The 19,580-nt window shown below is 36.9% G+C and carries 12 protein-coding genes; 11 read left to right on the forward strand and 1 reads right to left on the reverse strand.

Annotated elements, in window-relative coordinates; translation table 11 throughout:
• The 11 genes from O9324_RS11490 to O9324_RS11540 all read left to right on the forward strand — a co-directional run.
• The coding region (locus O9324_RS11490) for a non-ribosomal peptide synthetase (protein ID WP_288140247.1) at positions 1-3,387 on the forward strand (3,387 nt) is incomplete at its 5' end.
• Positions 3,388-3,426: 39 nt separating this feature from the next.
• Positions 3,427-4,470 (forward strand): type 2 isopentenyl-diphosphate Delta-isomerase, encoded by a 1,044-nt coding sequence (fni, locus tag O9324_RS11495; RefSeq protein WP_288140248.1) that lies wholly within the window; start codon positions 3,427-3,429, stop codon positions 4,468-4,470.
• Positions 4,464-5,096 carry a LysR family transcriptional regulator gene (locus tag O9324_RS11500; protein ID WP_288140249.1) on the forward strand — a complete coding sequence of 211 codons (633 nt, stop codon included), beginning with the start codon at positions 4,464-4,466 and terminating at the stop codon, positions 5,094-5,096. Before fni ends, O9324_RS11500 begins: the two co-directional genes overlap by 7 nt.
• A 96-nt stretch (positions 5,097-5,192) precedes the next feature.
• Positions 5,193-5,819, forward strand: coding sequence for a cupin domain-containing protein (locus tag O9324_RS11505; RefSeq protein ID WP_288140250.1), 627 nt, complete (start codon positions 5,193-5,195; stop codon positions 5,817-5,819).
• A 48-nt stretch (positions 5,820-5,867) separates the two neighbouring features.
• Positions 5,868-6,668, forward strand: coding sequence for an SDR family oxidoreductase (locus O9324_RS11510; protein WP_288140251.1), 801 nt, complete (start codon positions 5,868-5,870; stop codon positions 6,666-6,668).
• A gap of 38 nt (positions 6,669-6,706) precedes the next feature.
• Complete coding sequence (locus O9324_RS11515) at positions 6,707-7,078, forward strand: capsular polysaccharide biosynthesis protein (protein WP_288140252.1); 372 nt, start codon at positions 6,707-6,709, stop codon at positions 7,076-7,078.
• Positions 7,079-7,177: 99 nt separating this feature from the next.
• Positions 7,178-10,456: a non-ribosomal peptide synthetase gene (locus O9324_RS11520; protein ID WP_288140253.1), complete on the forward strand. Its 3,279-nt coding sequence runs from the start codon at positions 7,178-7,180 to the stop codon at positions 10,454-10,456.
• Between the two features lie 55 nt (positions 10,457-10,511).
• Positions 10,512-11,288, forward strand: a complete 777-nt coding sequence (locus tag O9324_RS11525) for an SDR family NAD(P)-dependent oxidoreductase (RefSeq protein ID WP_002788508.1) — start codon at positions 10,512-10,514, stop codon at positions 11,286-11,288.
• A 76-nt stretch (positions 11,289-11,364) separates the two neighbouring features.
• Positions 11,365-15,834 carry a non-ribosomal peptide synthetase family protein gene (locus O9324_RS11530; RefSeq protein WP_353851709.1) on the forward strand — a complete coding sequence of 1,490 codons (4,470 nt, stop codon included), beginning with the start codon at positions 11,365-11,367 and terminating at the stop codon, positions 15,832-15,834.
• Between the two features lie 92 nt (positions 15,835-15,926).
• Positions 15,927-16,535, forward strand: coding sequence for an acyltransferase (locus O9324_RS11535; protein WP_288140255.1), 609 nt, complete (start codon positions 15,927-15,929; stop codon positions 16,533-16,535).
• Between the two features lie 173 nt (positions 16,536-16,708).
• Positions 16,709-18,703, forward strand: coding sequence for an ABC transporter ATP-binding protein/permease (locus tag O9324_RS11540; protein WP_288140256.1), 1,995 nt, complete (start codon positions 16,709-16,711; stop codon positions 18,701-18,703).
• Positions 18,704-18,919: 216 nt separating this feature from the next.
• On the opposite strand, the gene O9324_RS11545 is transcribed toward O9324_RS11540, so the two are convergent.
• A complete protein-coding gene (locus O9324_RS11545; RefSeq protein ID WP_288140257.1) occupies positions 18,920-19,372 on the reverse strand; it encodes a porin in 453 nt (150 codons plus the stop codon).
• Positions 19,373-19,580 lie beyond the last annotated feature (208 nt).

Here is a 19,580-nt window from a genome sequence, read left to right on the forward strand (position 1 = left end):
GAAACCGAAAAAGGAGCTTATTTAGAAGGTTTTTGGGAATATGATAGCGACCTATTTACCCCTGAAAGAATCACCCGCATGGTGGGTCATTTCCAAACTTTATTAAAAGGAATTGTAGCCAATCCTCAGCAAACCGTCGGGCAATTACCGTTACTGACTGAATCGGAAAAACAGCAATTATTAGAAGACTGGAATCAAACTCAACAAGACTATCCTCAAAATCTATGTATTCATCAACTATTTGAAGCGTGGGTAGAACAAACACCAGATGCCATAGCAATAATTTTTAAAAGTGAACAGCTAACCTACCAAGAACTAAACAGCAAGGCGAACCAATTAGCAAACTATTTACAAACCTTGGGGGTAAAACCAGAAACACTGGTGGGCATCTGTATCGAACCTTCCCTTGAAATGATAGTAGGGATTTTAGGTATCCTGAAAGCAGCTGGTGCTTATGTTCCCATAGACCCTACTTATCCATCTGAGCGGATCGCTTATATGCTCGATGATTCGCAACTAGCAGTTCTATTGACTCAGGAAAAACTGGTCACCTCGTTACCACAGCATCAAGCACAAGTAATTTGCTTAGATTCCGATTGGAAAGAAATCTCTACCGAAAGTAAAAGTTCCCCTATCACTAGCCTAACACCAGAGAACTTAGCTTATGTCATTTACACTTCTGGCTCAACCGGAAAGCCGAAAGGAGTTCTCGTTGCTCATCGAGGATTGTGTAATCTATCCCAAGCACAAATCAAGCTATTTAACGTGCAGCCAGATAGTTGTGTCCTTCAGTTTGCATCCATTAGCTTTGATGCTTCTATTTCGGAAATTGTCATGGCTCTTTGTGCGGGGGCAAGGCTTTATCTGGGAACGCGGGAAGAACTACAACCAGGACAACCTTTACTGGAACTGTTACAAGAGCAGGAGATTACCCATTTGACTCTTGTGCCATCAGCACTCGCCGCTCTGTCCAGTGAGAACTTGCCAGCATTGCAGAATATCATTGTTGCGGGAGAACCCTGCCCTCCTTCTTTGGTTATTCAATGGGCTAATGGACGGCGTTTTTTTAATGCTTACGGGCCAACGGAATCCACTGTCTGTGCTACAGTTGCACAATGCTTTGAAGACATGGATATGCTGCCCATTGGTCGTCCGATCGCCAACACCAAAATCTATATTCTTGATCGCTATCTCCAACCCGTTCCTATTGGTGTTCCTGGGGAATTACATCTTGCCAGCGTTGGATTAGCACGAGGCTATCTCAACCGTCCAGAGTTAACCGATTCTAAATTTATTGCTAATCCTTTTAGTCAAAAACTCAGTGATCGCCTTTACAAAACCGGTGATTTAGTTCGTTATAGAAACGACGGACAAATTGAATTTGTGGGTCGCATTGACAATCAAGTTAAGATTAGAGGTTTTAGAATCGAATTAGGGGAAATTGAAACCATTCTCAATCAACATCCCCAAGTTAAAGAAGCGATTATTATTGCCAGAGAAGATCAACCCGGTGTTAAGCGTTTATGTGCTTATGTGATTGCCTCTCAAAACTTAACTGTTTCTCAATTGCGTCTATTTTTGCAAGAAAAGTTACCCCAATATATGGTTCCTGCTTTCTTCGTTTTGTTGGACGCTTTTCCCCTAACTCCTAATGGTAAAATTGATCGTCGCGCTCTCCCACAACCTGCACTAGAATTAGAGGATGAAGCCGCCATCAATTTCATTCCAGGTACAGAAACAGAACGCATTCTCGCTGAAATTTGGCAAAGGATTTTAGGAATTAAAACTATTAGTATTAACGATAACTTTTTTGAATTGGGAGGAGATTCTATCTTAGCCATTCAAATTATTGCTCAAGCTAATCAAGCCGGATTACAAATTACTCCTAAACAATTATTTAGTCATCAAACTATCGCTCAATTAGCCACCGTAGCTCAGACAACTGCTATCACTGAAATTGACCAGGGATTAGTTACAGGTGAAGTCCCATTAACTCCGATTCAAAAATGGTTTTTTGAACAAAACTGGACCGAACGTCATCACTTTAATCAATCTATCTTGTTAGAAGTTCCCAATAATCTACAACCAGATTTATTAAAACAAACTATTTCTAAAATACTCTATCACCATGACGCGCTGCGGTTACGGTTTGTTCAATACGGGGAACAATGGCAACAAAATCACAGCGATGATTGCAATAATTTTGCTTTTGAAAAGGTGGATTTATCCCATCTATCTTACCATGAACAATTGACCAAGATGGCAGAAATTTCTGAGGTTCAACAACGGTTACTCAACTTAGAGGAAGGACCCTTAATGGCGGTGGTTTTCTTCGCCTTTGGTGAGAGTGGAAAAATATTAATTATCATTCATCATTTAGCAGTAGATGGAATTTCTTGGCGGATTATCCTCGAAGATTTCGTTACGATTTACCAGCAATTAGAAAACCAAAAGCCTCTGCAACTTCCTCCTAAAACCAGTTCTTTTAAAACTTGGGCTGAGGAACTGCAAAACTATGCTAAAACCCCAGAGTTTTACGCTCAATTCAAGTATTGGCTAAACCGTGATTTTTCATCGGTTTTTCCTCTTCCTGTAGATATTCAGGGGGATACACAATCTAACATTGTTGCCCATGCCAAAACGGTTTCTTTCACCTTAAACGAAGAACAAACCCGCTTACTCTTACAGGAGGTTCCGCAAGCTTATAACACCCAAATTAATGATATTCTGTTGACCGCTTTAGTCCAAGCTTTTGGTCGTTGGACAGGAAATTATAAGCTTTTGCTTGACATGGAAGGTCATGAAAGAGAGAATGTAATTGAATCCGTGAATTTATCTCGAACTGTGGGTTGGTTTACCAGTATTTTTCCCGTATTTTTGACCTTAGAAAATCTTCACCATCCAGGCGAATGTCTCAAGTCCATTAAAGAGCAATTAAGACCAATTCCGAATCGAGGATTTGATTATGGAATTGGATATTATCTCAACTCAGATTTAACAATTCAATCCCCGTTAAAAAACTATCCAAAAGCTCAAATTAGCTTTAATTATTTAGGTCAATTTACCAGCCATCAAATCGGCGAGATAGGCTGGAAATTATCTCAAGCATCCAGTGGTTCCATTCATAGTCCTTTGGGACAACGTTCCCATTTAATTGCGATTCATGGAATTGTGGTTGATGGGCAACTTGATATAGAATGGCAATATAGTGAGAATTTTCATCACCAAACAACGATCAAAAATTTAGCCGCTGCCTATCGAGATTCTTTAGAAAGCCTGATTAACCATTGTTTATCGGTAGAAGGAGGCTATACTCCATCGGATTTTCCCGATGCGGATCTTAATCAGGTAGAACTAGATGAACTGCTTTCAGAACTCGATTTTTAACCTCAACTTAATGTTTACCCCTTATGCTTGATAACAACTATGTCACCTCCTAATCTTCCCAGTGAAATTGAAAATCGTAAAAGCGAACATCTGCGAGTTTGTATCGAAGAAGATGTAGAATTTCAACAACTTACAAGCGGTTTAGAAAAATATCGTTTTACCCATTGTTGTCTTCCTGAACTTGACCGCAGCGATATTGAACTGGGGACAACCTTTTTGGGGAAATCTTTAAAAGCTCCAATTCTCATCTCTTCCATGACCGGAGGAACAGAATTAGCCCATTTAGTCAATACTCGATTGGCAACGGTCGCTCAACGTTATGGTTTAGCGATGGGGGTGGGTTCTCAACGCATTGCACTCGAACAACCGGAATTAGCGCCGACCTTTGCAGTCCGTTCTCTGGCGCCAGATATTCTCCTGTTAGCGAATTTAGGGGCTGTACAGTTAAATTACGGCTGCGGTTTAGAAGACTGTTTAAAATTGGTGGAATTATTAGAAGCTGATGCCTTAATTTTGCATCTCAATCCTTTACAAGAATGGGTGCAATCGGAAGGCGATTCTAATTTTAAAGGGTTACTCGCTAAAATTCAGCAAATTTGCGTTCAATTGCCCGTTCCCGTCATCGCCAAGGAAGTCGGAAATGGCATCTCTGCGCCGATGGCCAAACAATTAATTGAAGCCGGAGTCGCCGCAATTGATGTGGCGGGGGCCGGTGGCACATCCTGGGCTAAAGTCGAAAGTCAAAGAGCCAAAGACAACAGACAAAGGCATCTCGGACAAGTTTTTGCCGATTGGGGTTTGCCTACGGCTGAATGTATTACCGCCATTCGGTCCCTCAATTCAACCATTCCTTTAATTGCTTCTGGAGGCTTAAAAAATGGCTTAGATCTTGCCAAATCTATCGCTCTAGGAGCCGATTTAGGAGGGTTAGCTCGACCGTTTCTCGTAGCAGCGATTGAATCAGAAGCCGCCGTTGATGAGTTAGTAAAATTTTTAATTGCTGAACTTGAAATTGTTTTATTTTGTACCGGAAATCCTAATTTATCCGCCCTTAAACATTCAGGAGCCTTAAAACCATGTTAAAGTTTTCAATGGAATTGTATTATCCCCAGCTTGATGTCAAAACTTTAAGCGTTGGCACTTTGGGTCCCAAAGAAACCAGCAGCGAACAAACCTTAAATTATCTAATTTCTCAATGGAAATTACAACAAATTTCGGTTAATAGTCATTTATTTGATAGCTTTACAGATTTAAAAGAATCTTTACTCGACAATCAGATAGATTTGGCGTTAGTACCCCATGCCTATGAAAGAATTAATGATTTCTACATGGAACCGAGTTTTAAACTAGGTTTTATCTTCACCTATCCCACACCCGTTTACGGATTAGCCAAGCGAAAAAATGAAGAAATCGTTTTAGAAAATTGTACCCTGGTTACTCATCCCGCTCCTCTTCCTTTACTTCCCTATTTATTACCTGGCGACTTGAATCAAAACAATATTAAAATCACATTGGTTAATTCTACCAGTGTTGCCGCTATTCACGTTCAACAGGGGTTGGCAGATTTAGCCATTACCAATGAAAATGCCCTCCGAGAATATGATTTAGAATTTATTTCACAATATGGTAAAATTGAGATGAGTTGGTCTTTATTTCACAAAAAGGAAAACACCATGATTCAAAATATTTATTTACCTGTGCATACCTAAAAAAGCTCCCTATCCGCTCAAAATAGTTGCCTTCATCACATAAAAATAATTGAGATTTAACCTCTCAATTTCATTTTGAACCTGTCCCCTAAAATCATGTCTGAATTTTTCCCAATTCCCAAACCTATTAAACTCAATCCTCATGTAGAATTAGAGGTTTTTCAATGCCAAGATACCATTTTTCAATTATCCGTTGTAGCTCCTAATGCTAAACTTAAATCCCACCAACATCCTGAAAGTCAAATTGGCATGGTACTCTCAGGAGAACTGGAACTGTATATTAAAGATGTGATTAAACCCTTGAGAGCTTTACAAGATATTCATGTCGCCGATGCTAATGTTTCTCATGGTTTTGTTAATCCCTTGTCCGAAGCGATGATTGGATTTGATCTTAAACGGATTACCTCTTCTTTACCTTCAGAAGACGTTGTATTAACCCTATCAAACAACCAAGATAAAATCACTCATTTACCTTGTCAATCTGTTAAGGGTTCTTGGTTTGAAATCGTGATGATGAAAATACCTTCTGGTTATTCCATTCCCCCACATCAAGGTGAGCAAGAAGAAATCGGATTTATTTTGAATGGAAAATTAGAAATTTTCATAGAAAATGAAGAACAGTGTTTAGAATATGGTCAAATTTATTATGCTCCTTCAAAAGTTTTAAAAAAGGGATATAATTCATCGAATCAAGATATTAATTTGATTAAAATTTTAATTTAGTTTGTTTTAGAATTTTAAGTTTAACCACAAAATGCTAGGAGAAAGTTTATGGATTTAGGATTAAAAGATAAAGTGGCTTTGATTACGGGAAGTAGTGCTGGAATTGGGTTTACCATTGCTGAAAAATTGGCAGAAGAAGGCTGTCACTTAATTATTTGTGGTCGCAATTCCCAACGCTTAGAACAAGCTTATCAATCTCTGGCTCAAGCTTATCCTGCCCAACAAATTCTGCGTTTAGTGGCTGATGTCCATCAAGCTCAAGATTCTGAACAATTAATACAGAACTCTTTAAATCAATACGGCAAAATTGACATTTTAGTCAATAATTCTGAAGGAGCTAACTTTGCTGAAAATTTAATTGAAAACCTTTCCGATGAAGATTGGTTAAACGTTTTTCAAGGAAAATTAATCGGTTATATTCGCTTAACCAATTTAGTATTACCAATTATGAAAAAACAACATTGGGGAAGAATTGTTAATATCATTGGCACATCGGGAAAAGAGCCATCCCCTAGTTTAGTTAAATCGGGTGTTGTCAATGCAGCTTTAATGAATTTTACCAAATCAGTAGCTAGACAAACCGCCCCCTATAATGTTTTAATTAATAGTGTTAACCCCGGCGTTATTGACACCCCTAGACATCGAGAATATTTAGAAATTTATGCCAAAAAGGAGGGAACGACCCCAGATTTAATCCGAGAAATAATTCTAAAAACAATTCCCATGAATCGAATTGGTACGACTGAAGAATTTGCTAATCTCGTTGTATTTTTAGCTTCAGAATGTGCGAGTTATATAACGGGAATTACTATTCCCCTCGATGGGGGTTTATCCTCGTCAGCATTTTAAACTTATCCATCAAGTAAAAATCCACAACCACAAGGTTCATGAATAGCCAATCTAAATCTCAAATGTTAGACAAATTTGTTCCCTATTATCCGACTAAAGATACTCTTAACTTTTTCATTTTTTCCAGTATTATTAATAATTTTAATATTTGGAGGCTGCAACGCAAATTTAAACAGGAGCTTCAACAACCTTCGGTGATCCTAGTTTATCAAATGGGTAAAGTTGGTTCTGCTAATCCTTATCTTGCTATTAAAAAAACTTTTCCAGAAAAAGCGGTGTATCATGTTCATAATTTAAACACAGAAATTGTTGCCAAAATTTGGGATAAAATTAATCCTACTAGCGAGGGGGTGGAAGGAACCACAGAGACACAGAGGACACAAAGATCGATCGATCATATTGTAAGTTAAACTTATCACACAGAACCTAGAAGAGCCTTAAAGGTAATTCGTTCTAAGTTTGATTCAAGAAACTCACGCACATTTTTATTTAATCTATTGGTAAAAACAATGGTCACACCTCAACAATCTAAGGTTAGTAAAAAAGATATTGAATCCATTTATCCCCTTTCTACCATGCAGCAGGGGATGCTATTTCATTCTTTATATAATCCAGAATCAAAGACGTATTTATCACAAATTCAAATCACCTTGCAAGGCAATTTAGATATTAATGCGTTCCAACAAGCTTGGCAAAAAGTAGTAGATAGACATAGTGTTTTACGGACTTGTTTTGCTTGGAAAAAAACCAAACAGCCTTTACAAATAGTTAGAAAAAATGTCACCTTGCCTTGGTTTAATTATGATTGGCGATTGCATTCTCCCGCCGAACAAGAAACTAAATTTCAGAAATTATTAACCTCTGATAAAGAGCAATATTTTGAATTAGATAAAATCCCCTTACTTCGATGTCATTTAATTCAAGTCGAAGATCAAAAATATGAATTTATTAATACTGGACATCATATTTTATTAGATGGTTGGTCAACAGCAATTCTGTTGAAAGAAGTTTTCGAGTTTTACGCTGGACTCATCAACCATCAACCCGTCAATTTACCGACACCTCGCCCTTACCAAGACTATATTAATTGGGTACAACAGCAAGATCAAACTCAGTCCGAACGCTTTTGGCGACAAAATCTTCAAGGTTTTACCTCTCCGACCCCATTAGTAGTTGATAAACCGTTAAATCCTCTTGTTACTCAAAGTAAAAATTATCTTGATCAAAAATCAAAACTTTCTCCAGAAACTACCAGTCGTCTGAAATTACTCGCCCAAGAATATCGCCTTACTCTTTCTACCCTAATTCAAGGAGCTTGGGCTTTATTATTACATCATTATAGTAGTGAATCTGATATTGTATTTGGGGCAACAGTTTCGGGACGACCGCCCAATTTTACAGGGATTGAATCGATGGTGGGGGTGTTTTTAAATACCTTACCCGTTCGCATCCAAATTGAGCCTCAACTTGAATTATTAACTTGGTTTCAACAATTACAACAAGAGCATTTAGAACGAGAGCAATATAGTTATAGTTCTCTAATTGATATTCAAAAATGGAGTGAAATTCCCTCCCCTCATTCAGTTTTTGAAAGTTTTGTTGTCTTTGAAAATTTACCCTTTAGCGACAATGATAGTGAGAATTTAGGCGGTTTACAAGTCGGTGAAATGCAAGATTATGGCAATGCTGATTACCCCTTAACGGTGATTGTCACCCCTGGAGAAGCCTTAAGTATTAAAATTATTTATCCTCAAGAACGATTTGAAAATGACACCATTGAACGGATGTTAGGTCATTTTAAAACCTTATTAGAAGGAATCGCCATTAATCCCCATCGTCGGATTCAAGACTTACCTTTATTAACGGAAGCTGAACATCAATTATTATTAATTGAATGGAATCAAACTGCACCCCAAAAGCCTCTAAAACAGTGCGTTCATCAATTATTTGAGCAACAAACTCTCAAAACTCCTTCAGCCATTGCCGTTGTTTTTCAAGAGCAACAATTAACCTACCGAGAACTGAATGAATCTGCTAATCAATTGGCTAATTATTTACAAAAAATTGGGGTGAGTTCTCAATCTTTAGTGGGGATTTGTTTAGAAAGGTCTGTTAATATGGTGATTGCCGTTTTAGCAGTGTTAAAAGTAGGCGGCGTTTGTGTTCCCCTAGACCCAACCTATCCTCAAGAAAGACTTTCTTACATCCTGCAAGATACCCAACTGAAAACCCTCTTAACCCAAAAAGATTGTCAATTACTCTTAAACAGTGAAACCATTTCTCAACGGATTTTATTGGATAAACAAGGGTCAGAAATTGCCTTAGAACCCAAGACTAATCTCGGCAACCCCGTGAGTTTAAAGGATTTGGCTTATATTATTTATAGTTCAGGATCTACGGGTGTACCTAAAGGGATTATGATCCTGCATCAATCCTTAACGAATATTATTGAGCATCATCAAGTAAAAATGTTATCCGAAAGGAATTTCTTACAATTTGCTCCTTTTAATTTCGATGTCAGCTATCACGAAATCTTTGCCGCGTTGTGTTTAGGGGGGAGCTTATTTATTGTTCCAGAAGATTCTCGCTTAGACCTGGCTAAATTAAGTCAATTGTTAGCAAATCACCCCATTCATAAAGCGATTTTGCCCGTTACTTTGTTACAACAATTAATTGAAACCTATAGTGAGGAAACCTACTTATTTGCTAACTTGCGTGAAATTATTTCAGCTGGAGAGCAATTACAAATTACTCCAACGATGATTTCTGCATTCAAAAAACTCGAACATTGTACCCTTTACAATTATTATGGACCCACAGAAGCAGATATCGTTACCAGTTATACCTTTGACCATAATCCTGACCTTTGGCCGAAGTATATTCCCATTGGTAAACCCGCAATTAATGTGCAAGTTTATATTTTAAATTCCCATCTTCAACCCTTACCCATCGGAGTCACTGGCGAGTTATATGTTGCGGGTGGCGGTTTAGCGCGGGGTTATTTTAACAATCCCCAATTAACCCAAGAAAAATTTATTCCTAATCCCTTTAGCGATAATTCATTGTTGTATAAAACTGGAGATTTAGCTCGTTATTTACCTAATGGAGACATTGAATATTTAGGAAGAATTGATGATGGGGTCAAAGTTAGAGGTTATAGAATTGAATTAGGGGAAGTAGAAACTATTTTAAATCAACATCCTCAAATTGCCCAAGCTGTTGCTACAGTTCAGGGAGAAACAGCTAGAGAAAAATATTTAGCCGCTTATTTTATTCCCCGTCTAGGTGAAACCATAAACCAAGTTGAATTACGTCATTTTCTTGAAAACTGGCTACCCGACTATATGATTCCCTCTGCTTTTGTTATGATGGAATCTTTTCAACTCAGTCCTAATGGTAAAGTTAATCGAAAAGTCTTACCAATACCCGATAAAAAACCCTTATCGTTAACTCAAAATTATGTCGCTCCTCGAACTGCAATTGAAGAAGTTTTAGCAGGAATTTGGGCAGAAATTTTAGAAGTCGAACGAGTTGGGATTGAAGACGATTTCTTTCTGTTAGGTGGGCATTCTTTAAAAGCGATTCAACTGATTAGTAAAATCCGTCAAACCTTAGAAATTGAAGTTTCTGTGCGTCAACTTTTTAATCACTCAACTATCAGCCAATTAACTCAAGTCATGATTGAATTAGTGGGGAATGAAGGGTTACTAAATGAAATTGCCGTAACAGTTCAAGAAATTTCTCAACTTTCACCAGAAGAAGTTCAAGCTTTATTATCTCAAAGCTGAACCTAAATGACTTAATCTTTCTATAATGGACATTGATTTAAACTGAAGGAAAAAAATGACAAATCATCTCTTTGATTTAACAGGTAAAGTTGCAATTATCACGGGTGCTGCCCGAGGAATTGGTCGGGTATTAGCGCAAGGGTTAGCACAAGCTGGAGCTAAGGTGGTAATTGGTGATATTAATCAAGTTGGTGCTGAACAAACGGTTCAACTGCTTCAAGAAGCAGGAGGTGAGGCCATCGCAATTGAGACCGATGTTCGTCAACGTCAAGCTTGTCAGAATTTAATTAACCAGGCGGTTGCTCATTATGGTCAACTCGATATTATGGTCTGTAATGCAGGGGTTGAAATTCTCAAAAACACTGATGAATTAGAGGAATTTGAATGGGATCAGGTTATTAATGTTGACTTAAAAGGTTATTTTAATTGCGCTCAACTCGCAACCAAACAAATGATCAAACAAGGAACAAAGGGATCAATTATTATGAATTCTTCTATCTGTGCTTTCGTTGCTGTTCCCAAATCTTCAGGAGCATATAGCGCCGCAAAAGGTGGTGTCAATCAATTAGTAAAATCCCTAGCGGTCGAATTAGCTAGTCACAAAATTCGAGTCAATGCTTTTGCACCGGGGTATATGAATAATATGATGGAAGGAACAGAAGGTTTACGTTCAACTTCCGATGAAATGGACGAATTATATACTAGAATTCCCATGAAACGAACCGGAGATTTAGAAGAGTTAATTGGCCCTGTCGTGTTTTTAGCGTCCGCAGCTTCCTCTTATGTAACTGGAGCAATTTTAATGGTAGATGGAGGTTATACTGCTATTTAGCATCAATAATTAAACAATTTTTAGGTTGATTTATATCCATTAAACCAACCTTCACTGAATTAATCCTATTTAACCCATGTCAAAAATGAACCATAACTCTCAAGACAAACAGAAATTACTCAAGCTGTTACTACAAAAAAAAGGAATCGGTGTAAAAACAAATACGATACCTTCTAGGAATCCATCTCAACTTGTACCGCTTTCTTTTTCTCAAGAACGACTTTGGTTTTTGTACCAATTAGAAGCTAACGGCTATACCTATAATATGGCGTTTCGCTTTCAAATTGAAGGGAATTTGGATATTGATATCTTTAGAAAAGCTTTAGAAACTATTATGCAACGTCATGAATTGTTGCGAACTTGTTTTCAAGAAGTTGACGAAATTCCCCGACAAATTATTAAACCGAAAATTCAGTTAAATTTGCCTTTAGTGGATTTACAGTCCTTATCTTCTAGGGAACAAACTCAAGAATTAGAGCGATTAACCGAACAAGAAATTTATACTCCCTTTGACTTAACCCAAGCTCCTTTAATGCGGACTTTTTTGGTTAAATTAAAAGCTGACTCTTATCTTTTATTTTTGAGTTTACACCATTCTATTTTTGATGGCTGGTCAATGAAAGTTTTACTACAAGAACTTTCTCGTTTATATGAAGCTTTTTTACAAAAACAATCTAATCCTTTACCCGATTTACCTATTCAATATGGTGATTTTGCCGTTTGGCAAAGACAACAGTTACAAGGAGATAAACTCACCCAGGAAGTTAATTATTGGCAACAACAATTAACCGGAATTCCACCCTTATTAGAAATTCCCACTGATCATCCTCGTCCTCTCATACAAACGTTTAAAGGCAATAATTGTACATTTAAACTAAGTCCAGAATTAAGCCAACACCTGAAAAATATTAGCCAAACGTCAACCGCTACTTTGAATATGACGCTGTTAACGGCGTTTAATGTTTTATTATATCGCTATAGCCGTCAAGAAGATATTGTGATTGGGATTCCCAGTGGCAATCGACAGTTTCCTGAAATTGAACCCTTAATTGGTTGCTTTGTTAATACCTTACCCATTCGGACTCAGTTTAAAGAAAATCTCTCATTTCAAGCTTTATTAAATCAAGTTAAACAAGTATTTTTAGAAGCTTATGAACATCAAGATTTACCCTTAGAAAAGGTGGTGGAAGTGGTAAATCCTGAACGAAATATAAGTTATAGTCCTTTATTTCAAGTGATGTTTTCTTGGGAAGATATGCTGCACATTAATCATTTTTCGATGGCGGATTTAAAATTAACTCCCGTTACGATGAATGCTTTAATTGCTCAATTTGATTTAACCTTAGCCATGCAAGAAACGGCGGAGGGTTTAGTCGGATCTTTTGATTATAATTGCGCGTTGTTTAATCAAGACACAATTGAACGCATGATTACCCACTTTCAAACCTTGTTAGAAGGAATTGCAGTTAATCCTGAACAATCGATTGAATTATTACCTATTTTACCGTTGTCAGAACAAAAGTTATTAGCTCAATGGAATCAGACTAATATTTACGAGAACCCCAAGGTTTGTATTCATGAATTATTTGAACATCAAGTTTTAAAAACTCCAAATGGGATCGCAATAGAATGGGACGGGGAAAAAATCACCTATCAAGACTTAAATAATCGTGCCAATAAATTAGCTCATTATCTCCAATTTAAGGGGGTTAAAGTTGAATCATTAGTGGGTATTTGTTTAGAACAATCTGTATTTATTATTATCAGTTTATTGGCAATTCTTAAAGTGGGTGGTACTTATCTTATTCTAGCTACCAATTATCCCCAAGAGCGTTTAAACTATATCTTAAATGATGCTCAAGTCTCGGTATTAATCACTCAAAATACCTTGATTAATTTATTCCGTGATCATCAAGCAAAAGTAGTTTGTCTGGATACTGAAGAAAACTCAATTGCTAGTCAAAGTCAAAACAATTTATTTAACCCTATTCAGCCAAATAATTTAGCTTATATTATTTATACCTCTGGTTCAACAGGCACTCCTAAAGGGGTTATGATTGAACATCAAAGTTTAGTCAACCACAGCTTAGGAATCATTAAAGCCTATGATTTAACAAGTCGTGATCGAATTTTACAATTTGCTTCTTTTACCTTTGATGTAGCTGCTGAAGAAATTTATCCAACCTTTTTAACGGGTGCAACTTTAGTCATGCGTCCTGCATTAATGTTCCCTTCTTTAGCTGATTTTACTCAATTTATTCAGCACAATCGTTTAACGGTCATTAATCTTCCGGCTACTTATTGGCATGAATGGGTATTAGATTTATCTCAAACTTTAATAACTTTACCAGAAACCCTACGCTTAGTGATTACAGGAAGTGAAGAGGTATTAGCAGAGCGATTAATATTATGGCAAAAAATACTATCAAATAGTCAACGAGAAGATATCACTTGGTTGAATGCTTATGGCCCGACAGAAGCGACGATAACCACCACGGTTTTTAATCCCAATTTGAGTCATAAAATTGCTCAAATTCATTCTGTTGCCATTGGTAAACCGATTACAAATACACAGGTTTATATTTGTGATCGCTATTGTCAACAAGTCCCGATTGGAATACCGGGAGAACTGTTAATTGGAGGTTTAGGTTTGGCCAAAGGTTATCTCAATCGCAATGATTTAACCAGTGAAAAGTTTATTACTCATGCTTTTAATTCATCAGAATATCAACGTTTCTATAAAACTGGAGATTTAGCTCGTTATTTACCCGATGGAAATATAGAGTTTTTAGGACGCATTGATAATCAAGTCAAAATTCGAGGATTTCGTGTTGAAATTGGCGAAATTGAAGCCGTATTAACTGAATACCCAGATGTCCGAGCGACGGCGGTAATTGTTAGAGAATATCAAACAAATAATAAACAATTAGTGGCTTATATTGTTCCAAAATCCCAATCCATTGATCCTGTAAAAGTGCGAAGTTTTCTCAAACAAAAATTACCAGATTATATGATTCCAGCTTTCTTTGTACAGCTTCAAGAATTGCCCTTAATGAGTAGTGGGAAAATTGCTCGTAACGCTTTACCCGCACCTACCGCAAGTCAGGATCAAAAAACAGTGATTGCACCTCGGACAGCTACAGAAAAAATTGTTGCTGAGATTTGGCAAAATGTTTTAGGGTTAAAGCAAATTAGTATTTTCGATAATTTCTTTGACTTAGGTGGTCATTCTTTAAAAGCTACCCAAGTGATTTCTCGACTGCGAGAACAATTAGCTATTAATATTCCTTTAAATTATCTTTTTTCAGAACCGACGGTAGCAGGATTATCCTCTAATTTAGACTTGAATTTATCTGATAAAATTGAGAGTGATCAAATTCCAGATTGGCAAGTTGAAATCACCTTAGACCCCTCCATTCAACCGCCGAATATTCTGACTTTCTTTCCTCAAAAACCTGCTGATATTTTGCTAACAGGAGCTAGGGGTTTTCTAGGAATTCATTTATTAGCTGAATTGTTGGATAAAACAGAAGCTAATATTCATTGTTTAATTCGAGACAAAAGTTTAGAACAAGCTCAAGCGAAAATTTACCAGAAATTAAAAACCTTTCAATTATGGGATGAACAGAAAAGCTCTCGTATTATTCCTGTCATTGGTGATTTATCCCAACAACGTTTAGGAATGTGTCAACCTGATTTTCTGGAATTAGCCAATCAAATTGATGTGATTTATCATAATGGAGCTTGGGTTAATGCCATTTATCCCTATTCAATACTGAAACCCACTAATGTTTTAGGAACAGCAGAAATCTTGAGATTAGCGTGCTTAATTAAAACTAAACCTGTTCATTTTGTCTCAACAACTTCTGTTTTTTCCCCCAGTTATGCTCAAGGAAACTTAATTCAAGAATCTGATCCTCTAGGTATAAATCATGGACTCAATGCTGGTTATACTCAAAGTAAATGGGTTGCCGAAAAATTAATCATGGAAGCTCGAAAGCGGGGACTTCCGATTACAATTTTTAGAGCATCTCGAATTATTGGACATAGTAAAACCGGAATTTGTAATAGAGAAGATTTGTTTTGTCGTATGATTAAAGGCTGTATTCAATTAGGAATGATTCCTGATTTTGGTGACAGTACAGACGACCTCACTCCTGTGGATTATGTGAGTGGTGCAATTGTACATTTAGCCAGTCAAGAAAGCTCTTTAGGGAAAGCATTTCATTTGTTGAATTCTCACCCAACCTTAAATCGTGAGTTATTTGATTGTGTTCGGGAAATGGGTTATCCCTTGCAGTTGGTTTCTTTTGAAAAATGGCGATCGCATTTAACAGAACAATGTAAAATTAATACAGATAACGCTTTATCTCCGGTGTTAGATATTTTTTCCGATGAAAATTTATCCGCAGGTTATTCCCCCGAGTTGGATTCTCAAAATACGGTGATGGGGTTAAAGGGTACGGCCTTTAATTTTCCCCCGATTGATCAAAAATTGTTAAAAACTTATTTTGAATATTTTACTAAAAGTGAGTTTTTAAGATAATAAATGTCGATTTAATTACAGCCATTAATCTGAATTTTACCAGCTTATCTCATTCCCCAAAAATAGGTGATCAATTTCACGAGGAAAATATTATGTTTAACTTAAAACATCAATTATATTTATTAATTTCAAAATTTTTAGAAGAACAAGAACGGATCGAAAAACATAAAAAACTTTCCGACAATGCTACATTTCACAGTTCCGTCAAATTTATCGGAAAGTGTATAAACTATAGGGAGGATAAAAGTCTAATTCAAATTGGAGAGAATACAGTAATTATCGGAGAATTAGCTATATTTCCTTATGGTGGAAAAATAGAAATAGGTAAAAATTGTTATATTGGTGAGAAAACTCGAATTAGATCAGCTAATTCTATCAAAATTGGAAACGAAGTTATGATTTCCGATGATGTCAATATTTATGATACCGATGCTCATTCATTAAATTACATTTTAAGACAGAAAGAATTTGTGGAAGTAGTCATTTTGAATAATCTGATTAAGGATGCTAAGGATGTTGATGTAAAATCTGCACCCGTGGTGATAGAAGATCATGTTTGGATTGGATTTAATGTTGGTATTCTTAAAGGGTTTACGATTGGGAAAGGAGCAATTATTGGAGCAGGTTCTGTTGTAACAAAAGATGTAGAACCTTTTACTGTTGTTGCTGGTAATCCTGCCAAAATTATCAAACGATTATGAATCTGATTCAATTCGGTTAGTATTCATTCCTGAACTGTAGAAAATCCAGAAAATAGTAATAATATAATTTCTGATAATAATGCAGATTTTTATGGTATGCTGAATTAGTGTCTAACTTAAGAGATAGACATTCAAAGTTCTAATGTCCCTCATTTTAGAGTAAGGAGAATCCTATGAATGTTGCTGAAAAAACCTCAGATAGTATAAATCTCAAAGAAGATGTCCGAACTTTCAATCAATCTCTTCAAGAATTTTTAAGATTTATTCAAGTTTATTGGTATCCTAAAGAACACCAGGATAGAGCCTTTTCACAGATTATTCGTGCCTGGGGAATGCTCGTTTTATTGTTTTTATTATTAGTGGGATTAGTAGGTCTTAATGCGTTTAATAGTTTTGTTTTTAGAGACTTAATTACCTTCACAGAAGCTAGGGATGCAGAAAAATTAACTCATCTTGTCATTATTTATGGGATTACCCTAGGCAGTATGACGTTTTTCGGAGGATTGTCCAAGTTTCTTAAAAAACTAATTGCGCTGGATTGGTATCAATGGATCAATAGTAGTATCTTGCAAAAATATTTTAAAAATCGTGCTTATTATCAAATCAATTTTAAAAGAGATATTGAAAATCCAGATCAACGTTTATCCCAAGAAATTCAACCCATCACCAGAACAACGATGGACTTTTTAACAACCTGCGTCGAAAAACTCATGGAGATGCTGGTTTTTATTGTCATCCTTTGGTCAATTTCTAGAACCATTTCTATAGTGCTTCTGGTTTATACGATTATTGGAAATATTCTTGCTACCTATATTACTCAACAATTAAATAAAGTCAATAAACAACAATTAGAAAAAGAGGGAACCTATAAATACGCCATTACTCATGTTCGGACTCACGCTGAATCAATTGCATTTTTTAGAGGAGAAGAAAAAGAGTTAAATATTATTCAAAGGAAGTTCAATCAGGTGATTAAAATTATCATTGAAAAAATTAATTGGGAAAGAAACCAAGAATTTTTTAACCGCGGCTACGAATCCATTGTTCAAATCTTCCCCTTCTTAATTGTTTCCCCATTATATATTAGTGGTAGAATTGAATTTGGACAAGTTAATCAAGCCAGCTATTGTTGCTATTTCTTTTCCACAGCTTTATCCGTGTTAGTCGATGAATTTGGACGCTCCGGTGAGTTTATTAATTATATTGAACGTTTAGAAGATTTTTCCCAAGCTTTAGAGGATGTAAGCGAACAAACCAACCCAGTTAATACCATTCAAGTCATTGAAGATAACAATCTAACTTTTGAGGATGTCACCTTACAAACTCCCGATGCTGCTAAAGTGATTGTTGAACATTTATCCCTGTCCGTTGAACCAGGGGAAGGTTTATTAATTGTTGGGCCAAGTGGTCGAGGAAAAAGTTCTCTTTTACGCGCTATTTCTGGGTTATGGAATACGGGTACAGGTCATTTGATGCGACCTCCCCTCGACGATTTATTATTTTTACCCCAACGTCCCTACATCATTTTAGGAAACTTGCGCGAACAGCTAATTTATCCTCAAACGACAACGGAGATGAGTGAATCCCAATTAAAAGAAATCTTACAAGAAGTTAACCTACAAGATGTTCTTAATCGCATCAAAAATTTTGATGAGGAAGTGGATTGGGAAAATATTTTATCTTTAGGAGAACAACAGCGTCTAGCCTTTGCGCGACTATTCGTTAATCAGCCAGATTTTGTGATTTTAGATGAAGCCACCAGTGCTTTAGATTTAAAAAATGAAGATCATTTATATAAACAGTTACAACAAACTGGCAAGACCTTTATTAGTGTCGGACATCGAGAAAGTTTGTTTAACTATCATCAAAGGGTTTTGGAACTTTCCGAGGATTCTACTTGGCGTTTAATGAGCATGGCAGACTATCATCCATCAACAGCGATTGCAACTCATACCAACAATGAGCAAACCGTTGATGAAACGATAGAAATTGTCTCTGAAATGAACAATCAAGACAATTTTACCCATCAAGAAATGCAAAAACTGACCAACTATAGCTTAAGTACCATCAAAAATAAAGCCAGTCGAGGTCAAACGATTATTGCCAATGATGGCATGAGCTATCGTTATGACAAAACCCTTGATATTGCCAAATGGGTGAGAGTTTAGCTTCTCAGGGAGCTTCGATTGAACTTAAAAAGGTATCTTGCCGCAGTTCGGGAACCTTCAAAGAAGATTCTCGACCGATTACATTGTGAAGTAGGTAGGCGTTAAAAGTTGTCAGACACCCCCCTTATCAAGGGGGGCAGGGGGGATCGAACCTAAAATCCATTTTTAATTTAATTATAACCAGCTACTTAGCCAATTCAAGTCTGAATTGGTAGATTAAAATCCGCCTGGACTTAAATAACTGGGATTTTCCTGTAGGGAAGTATCGAAGGGATTGGGTAAATCTTGGGTGCGAATTAAAGGCCCAGACTGTTGCTGTTGCATGACATCATAGTATAAAGTTTCGGTTAATTTGGCATCCCGGGTAATCAGATTATCGAAATAGGAACCTTGGGGAAAAGTACGCCAACCAAAAAGAGAGTTGAACTGTCCTAAAATGTTGGTATAGTCGTAGAAACGACCCGTATTGTTATTAACAGCGCGGTTAAACAAACCGGGGATATTATTAAATCCCACCGCCGTATCGGGAGAGGGGACAAGTTGCAATTGTTGGGTTTTTACCGGTGCAGGATTGGTGGCGGGTGAATTTTGGGCGATCGCATTAGACGAACTTAACCAGACTAAACCGGTTAAACAAAACAGGGAAGGAAGTAAAAATTTAGCGCGCATGGGTAAAAATCTCCTCACAGGGATAGGGTTAATTAAAAAATCGCGTCAATGGGATGAGAAAGAAATTAATACTAAGTGGGTGGATATTAAAAACCTTTAGACACCCCCCTTATCAAGGGGGGATTAAGGGGGGATCGGCACCCCCCTTATCAAGGGGGGATTAAGGGGGGATCGGCACCCCCCTTATCAAGGGTAGATCCCCCCGCCT

This window comes from Microcystis sp. LE19-84.1B (assembly GCF_027531875.1).
In the GTDB taxonomy this organism is placed as follows: Bacteria; Cyanobacteriota; Cyanobacteriia; order Cyanobacteriales; family Microcystaceae; genus Microcystis; species Microcystis panniformis.

Excerpts from the sequence above, each read along its gene's own strand:
- fni (WP_288140248.1), top strand. The coding sequence starts at position 3,427 with ATGTCACCTCCTAATCTTCCCAGTGAAATTGAAAATCGTAAAAGCGAA.
- O9324_RS11500 (WP_288140249.1), top strand. The coding sequence starts at position 4,464 with ATGTTAAAGTTTTCAATGGAATTGTATTATCCCCAGCTTGATGTCAAA.
- O9324_RS11505 (WP_288140250.1), top strand. The coding sequence starts at position 5,193 with ATGTCTGAATTTTTCCCAATTCCCAAACCTATTAAACTCAATCCTCAT.
- O9324_RS11510 (WP_288140251.1), top strand. The coding sequence starts at position 5,868 with ATGGATTTAGGATTAAAAGATAAAGTGGCTTTGATTACGGGAAGTAGT.
- O9324_RS11515 (WP_288140252.1), top strand. The coding sequence starts at position 6,707 with ATGAATAGCCAATCTAAATCTCAAATGTTAGACAAATTTGTTCCCTAT.
- O9324_RS11520 (WP_288140253.1), top strand. The coding sequence starts at position 7,178 with ATGGTCACACCTCAACAATCTAAGGTTAGTAAAAAAGATATTGAATCC.
- O9324_RS11525 (WP_002788508.1), top strand. The coding sequence starts at position 10,512 with ATGACAAATCATCTCTTTGATTTAACAGGTAAAGTTGCAATTATCACG.
- O9324_RS11530 (WP_353851709.1), top strand. The coding sequence starts at position 11,365 with ATGTCAAAAATGAACCATAACTCTCAAGACAAACAGAAATTACTCAAG.
- O9324_RS11535 (WP_288140255.1), top strand. The coding sequence starts at position 15,927 with ATGTTTAACTTAAAACATCAATTATATTTATTAATTTCAAAATTTTTA.
- O9324_RS11540 (WP_288140256.1), top strand. The coding sequence starts at position 16,709 with ATGAATGTTGCTGAAAAAACCTCAGATAGTATAAATCTCAAAGAAGAT.
- O9324_RS11545 (WP_288140257.1), bottom strand. The coding sequence starts at position 19,372 with ATGCGCGCTAAATTTTTACTTCCTTCCCTGTTTTGTTTAACCGGTTTA.